Annotated in this window: 1 protein-coding gene; it reads right to left on the minus strand. The window is 67.3% G+C overall.

Annotation, left to right across the window (positions count from 1 at the left end; translation table 11 throughout):
- On the minus strand, positions 1 to 289 hold a 289-nt coding region (locus LCE31_RS40160), incomplete at its 3' end, for a transposase (protein ID WP_225023266.1).
- Positions 290 to 425 lie beyond the last annotated feature (136 nt).

A 425-nucleotide genomic window follows, 5' to 3' on the forward strand; every position in this document is an offset into this window, starting at 1 on the left:
GGCCGGCCTTCCGGAGTTCCGCGAGGAGGATCTCGTGCAGGCGGGGCCAGACGCCTGCCTCGGTCCAGTCCCGCAGGCGCCGCCAGCAGGTCACCCCGCTGCAGCCGATCGCCTCAGCCGGTACGTCCGCCCAGGCCACCCCCGTGCGCAGGACATACATGATCCCGCGTAGAGCCGCACGGTCGTCCGCCGGCAGCCTGCCCGGATACCGCCGACGCCGCGGCGGACGAGGTCGGAGCAACGGGGCGACACGATCCCAAAGATCATCAGGCACAAGATCATCCGACACCTGCCGAACTCTGCCGCTGACCAGCCCAACTGCCAAGCCCGGGCCTGTCAAAAGAGCGGCTCTGTTCCGTAGTCGGTGGTGACGGCAGGTGACAGGCGTCGTTGATGTTGTATGCGAGATGTCAACTCCCTTGTTG

It is taken from the genome of Streptomyces sp. 8L (assembly GCF_020176795.1).
Classification (GTDB): Bacteria; Actinomycetota; Actinomycetes; order Streptomycetales; family Streptomycetaceae; genus Streptomyces.